Below are 4,753 nucleotides of genomic sequence, written 5' to 3' on the forward strand. Positions count from 1 at the left end.
AGCTTTTGCGCGAGCCGCGCGCGGTTTGACCCCACTTATTCACCGCATCCTTAGGGGCAGGCACAGCGTGCGACATACCAGTAGGGACATGGCGCCTATCGGTCGAGTTTGGCCAGCACGCCTTCTGCCAGCCACTTCATGTTCAGGATGTCGGCGTCGCTGAGCGATTGTCCGGCCGCAATGGCCGTGCGGCCTTCGTTGTCGCGCACACCGGCCACGCTGGCAAACACCTGCAGCCGGCCTGCGGCCATGTCGGCCTGGCGCGCCAGCACCTCGTTGCGCACGGCAACCGGCACCTTGGGGCCAAAACCGTCAACGCGCACCATGCCGTCCTTCACGCCGCCCCACACGCTGCCCGTTTGCCATTGGCCATCGAGCACGGCCTGCACGCGGCGCGTGTAGTAGTCGCCCCAGAGGTGGGTCACGGCGACGATCTGGGCATCGGGCGCGAACTGGCGCATGTCGGAGTGGTAGGCCACGGCGAGCCTGCCGCGCTCCTGCGCCGCACTCATCACGGCGGTGGAACCGGTGTGAAAGGCCAGCACCTCGGCACCCTGGTTCATGAGCGACATGGCCGCATCGCGCTCGCGCGGCGGGTTGAACCACTCGCCCAGGAACACCACACGCACGGTGGCCCCGGGGTTGACCGAACGCATGCCCAGCGTGAACGCGTTGATGCCCTGGATCACCTCGGGAATGGGGAAGCCCGCCACGTAACCGGCCTGCGTGGCCAGACGCCCGGCGGCCACGCCGGCGAGGTAACGGCCTTCGTAGTAACGGGCGTTCGCCGTGGCCACGTTGGGCGCGGTCTTGTAGCCGGTGATGGACTCGAACTTCACGTCGGGAAACTCGCGCGCCACTTTCAGCGTGGGCTCCATGTAGCCAAAACTCGGCGTGAAGATGATGCGGTGGCCCTGCACCGCCAGGTCGCGGATCACCCGCTCGGCGTCCGCCCCTTCGGCCACGTTCTCGACAAAGTGGGTCTGCACCCGGTTGCCCAGCGCGGCCTGCACCGCCAGGCGCCCCTGCTCGTGCTGGCGCACCCAGCCCGCCGGCGTGAGCGGTGCCACATAGACGAACGCAGCCTTCAGCGGCGCGGGCGCCGGGGCTTGTGCGTGGGTGTGGAAGGGAATGGAAAAACTGGCGGCCGCCAGTGCGCAGGCGCACCGGGCCACGAGGTTTTTGTACATGGTGGTCCTCTACATGGCTTCCGTGAATGAAAAAGCGAGCCGGGGAAGCACCGGGCTCGCAGGAGCTGGATTTTAGGCGATCGCCGCGTCCAGCAAGCCCATCAGCTCCGCGCGGCGCGCGTCGCTCACGAAGCTGGCTTCGAAGCTGTTGCGCGCCAGTGTGATCACGTCGTCGGGCGAGAGGTCGAGCGCCTGCACCGTCTGCACGAAGTTGGCGTTCATGTAGCCACCGAAATAGGCCGGGTCGTCCGAGTTGACGGTGGCGCACAGGCCCGCGTCGAGCAGGCGCTTCATGGGGTGATCGCGCAGATCGTTGACCACGCACAGCTTGAGGTTGGACAGCGGGCACACGGTGAGAGGCGTGCGCCGGCGGGCCAGCTCGGCCACCAGCGCCGGGTCTTCGAGCGAGCGCACGCCATGGTCGATGCGCTCGGTCTGCAGATCGTTCAGCGCCTCCCAGATGTAGGCCGGCGGCCCCTCTTCGCCCGCATGCGCCACGATGCGCAGTCCGAGTGCGCGGCTGCGTGCGAACACGCGGGAAAACTTGCTCGGCGGATGGCCCACCTCGCTCGAATCCAGACCCACGCCGATGAAGTGTTCGCGGTACGGCAAGGCGGCTTCCAGCGTGGCCAGGGCGTCTTCTTCGCTCAGGTGGCGCAGGAAACACAGGATGAGCCCGGCGCTGATGCCCAGCTCGGCCTGCGCGCGTGCGCAGGCGCTCGCCAGCCCACGGATCACCGTGGCCATGGGCACGCCGCGCGCGGTGTGGGTCTGCGGGTCGAAGAAGAGTTCAGCGTGCACCACGTTGTCGGCCTTGGCGTGCAGAAAGTAGGCCCAGGCCATGTCGTGAAAATCGGCCTCCTGCAGCAGCACGCTGGCGCCCGCGTAATAGATGTCCAGAAAGCTCTGCAGGTTGGTGAAGGCATAGGCCTCGCGCAAGGCCTCGACGCTGGCATGCGGCAGGCTCAGGCCATTGCGCTGTGCGAGTGCAAAGATCAGCTCGGGCTCCAGCGAGCCTTCGATGTGGATGTGCAGTTCGGCCTTCGGGATGGCGGCGGCGAGTTCGGCGGCGGTCAGGGTCATGTCTTGGTTCTCAACAGGTGCCGATGGAGATATCGAGGCGCTTCAGATATCGGCGGTATGCGCTGGAAACCCGGTCCGCGGGTCCATGCACTTCGGTGACGGGCGCCAGGCGCCCGATGGGCAGGGTGCGCGGTCTCTGCGATTCGACCACGGGGCGGTCCTGCGCGAACACCGTGTCTTGAAAGTCGACCAGTTCCAGATCGGTTGACGTGTCGCCCTGTGTCGCCATCACGAACCAGGCCGTGCACGCGGTGTCGCCATCAGGGCGAATGAAGAGCGCGATGGCGTTGCTCACCGGGTCGCCAGCGGTGGCGTCCTTGCGCAGGACAGCGGAGAAAGGGTGCGGCACGTCGTAGCGGTAACGGATCCACGCGCCCTCGTCGGCGCCCGCGTAAGCGCGGGGCTGCCAGGCCCGGGCGTTGACCACAGCCAGCCCGTCGTCGCCCTCTTCCACCTGTCCGGTGTCCACCTGTGCGTGGCAGCGTTCGCCCAGCCAGCCCTCGTGCACGAAGCCGAAGTGGCTGAGATCGAGAAAGTTTTCCACCAGACGCGGCGCGCTGGTGTCGAGCGCATAGGGGCCGCACACGACACGTCGCCAGGCAGTGTCTTCTGCGACTGCAAAAGCGGGAACGGCATCCAGCGCGCCCAGGGTGCTGCGGGGAGCCTGCAGCCGCACCCACACCAGACCGTGGCGCTCGCGCGCCTCGAACACGGTCGCCGCATGGGTGGCGGGCGGCGTGAAGTCGGGCGCGGCAGGAATGTGGTGGCACTGGCCGGCGTGGCCGAACTGCCAGCCGTGGTAAGGGCACTCGAGCCGCGCACCATGCACACCGATCAGCACACGGCCCAGCGAGAGCTGCGCACCCCGGTGCGGGCACTGGTCGGCCCAGGCGTGCACACGGTCACCGTCGTGAGCCGACTCGCGCCAGAGAACGAGCGACTGCCCGAGCAGCGCGCAGGCCACAGGCGCCTCGCGCACCTCATGCGATGCGATCACCGGGTGCCAGAGTTGCTGTTCGATCATGGAGGTCCCATTCAAACAGGAAAGCCGCCCGGAGGCGGCTTTCCTTGTCAATGTGCGTCGGACGGAATCAGTTGGGGACTTTGCCTTCAACGCCCTTGACGTAGAACTTCACGCCACCCAGGAACGCATCGTCGGCGACCACGTCCTTGGCCAGCACTTCCTTGCCGTCCTGGCCCACGATCGGACCTTTCCAGATCGAGAAGCTGCCGTCCTTCAAGCCGGCACGGATCATGTCGACCTTGGCCTTGGTGTCAGCAGGCACGTCTTCGGCGACCGACACCATGTCGATGGCGCCTTCTTTCACGCCCCACCACACGCCGCCGGTGGTCCAGGTGCCTTCCAGCGCATCCTTGGTGGCCTTGATGTAGTAAGGCGCCCAGTTGATGATGGCCGAACCCAGGTGGGCCTTGGGGCCGTAGGCGGTCATGTCGGAGTCCCAGCCAAAGGCGCGCTTGCCCAGCTTTTCGGCGGTCTGCAGCACGGCCGACGAATCGGTGTTCTGGAACAGCACGTCGGCGCCGCCGTTGATCAGCGAGGTCGCGGCTTCGGTTTCTTTCGGTGGATCGAACCAGCCGTTGACCCAGACCACGCTGGTGGTGACCTTGGGGTTGACCGACTGCGCACCCATGGTGAAGCTGTTGATGTTGCGGATCACTTCAGGAATCGGGATCGACGCCACGACACCGAGCTTGTTGCTTTTGGTCATGCTGCCGGCGATCACGCCCGCCATGTACGCGCCTTCGTAGGTGCGGCTGTCGTAGGTGCGCATGTTCTCGGCGGTCTTGTAGCCGGTGGCGTGCTCGAACTTCACGTCCTTGAAGTCGGGAGCGACCTTGAGCATGGGCTCCATGTACCCGAAAGTGGTACCGAAGATCAGCTTGTTGCCCTGGCCGGCCAGATCGCGGATCACGCGCTCGGCGTCGGCGCTCTCGGGCACGTTCTCCACGAAGCTGGTCACGATCTTGTCGCCGAATTCGGCTTCGATCGCCTTGCGGCCGTTGTCGTGCGCAAACGTCCAGCCGCCGTCACCCACCGGGCCGACGTAGGCAAACGCGATCTTCAGCGGCTCGGGCTTGGGCGCCTCCACCACGGCAGGGGCTGGTGCCGGCGCGGGAACGGCTTCTTCCTTCTTGCCGCAGCCGATCAGCACGGCGCTGGTCAGCGCACTCAGCGCTGCAACCTTGATCAGGGAACGTTTTCTCAGGTCTGTCATGGGTGAACCTCGGGTTGAAAAAATGGACGGGCAAATATGTCGGAAACAATGCATCTTAATGAAACACGAGCCAGAAAAGCCCTTGCATCAGTGGAGCGCAGCAACAAGTTTCGCCGCCGGGCCGCCCCAAGGCGAAACAGCCCCTTCGGGGGGCAGCGGACCTCGCGCAGCGGGGCAGCGTGGGGGCACCACCGGGCCAGCCGCCGGGCCGCCCCAAGGCAGGCCCAGCCCCCTCGGGGGGCA

The 4,753-nt window shown here is 66.3% G+C and carries 4 protein-coding genes; all 4 read right to left on the reverse strand.

The genetic code is table 11. From position 1 onward, the window contains the following. Positions 1–95: 95 nt before the first annotated feature. Positions 96–1,190 carry a BMP family ABC transporter substrate-binding protein gene (locus QUV35_RS18845; protein WP_300877386.1) on the reverse strand — a complete coding sequence of 365 codons (1,095 nt, stop codon included), beginning with the start codon at positions 1,188–1,190 and terminating at the stop codon, positions 96–98. A 72-nt stretch (positions 1,191–1,262) separates the two neighbouring features. Further along, on the reverse strand, positions 1,263–2,273 hold the full coding sequence (locus QUV35_RS18850; protein ID WP_300877387.1) for an adenosine deaminase: 1,011 nt from the start codon (positions 2,271–2,273) through the stop codon (positions 1,263–1,265). A 10-nt stretch (positions 2,274–2,283) separates the two neighbouring features. Beyond that, positions 2,284–3,297 carry an aromatic ring-hydroxylating dioxygenase subunit alpha gene (locus QUV35_RS18855; protein WP_300877388.1) on the reverse strand — a complete coding sequence of 338 codons (1,014 nt, stop codon included), beginning with the start codon at positions 3,295–3,297 and terminating at the stop codon, positions 2,284–2,286. Between the two features lie 67 nt (positions 3,298–3,364). Continuing rightward, positions 3,365–4,510: a BMP family ABC transporter substrate-binding protein gene (locus QUV35_RS18860; protein WP_300877389.1), complete on the reverse strand. Its 1,146-nt coding sequence runs from the start codon at positions 4,508–4,510 to the stop codon at positions 3,365–3,367. Positions 4,511–4,753: the final 243 nt, after the last annotated feature.

The organism is Hydrogenophaga sp., from assembly GCF_030373225.1.
In the GTDB taxonomy this organism is placed as follows: Bacteria; Pseudomonadota; Gammaproteobacteria; order Burkholderiales; family Burkholderiaceae_C; genus Hydrogenophaga.

Excerpts from the sequence above, each read along its gene's own strand:
- QUV35_RS18845 (WP_300877386.1), bottom strand. The coding sequence starts at position 1,190 with ATGTACAAAAACCTCGTGGCCCGGTGCGCCTGCGCACTGGCGGCCGCC.
- QUV35_RS18850 (WP_300877387.1), bottom strand. The coding sequence starts at position 2,273 with ATGACCCTGACCGCCGCCGAACTCGCCGCCGCCATCCCGAAGGCCGAA.
- QUV35_RS18855 (WP_300877388.1), bottom strand. The coding sequence starts at position 3,297 with ATGATCGAACAGCAACTCTGGCACCCGGTGATCGCATCGCATGAGGTG.
- QUV35_RS18860 (WP_300877389.1), bottom strand. The coding sequence starts at position 4,510 with ATGACAGACCTGAGAAAACGTTCCCTGATCAAGGTTGCAGCGCTGAGT.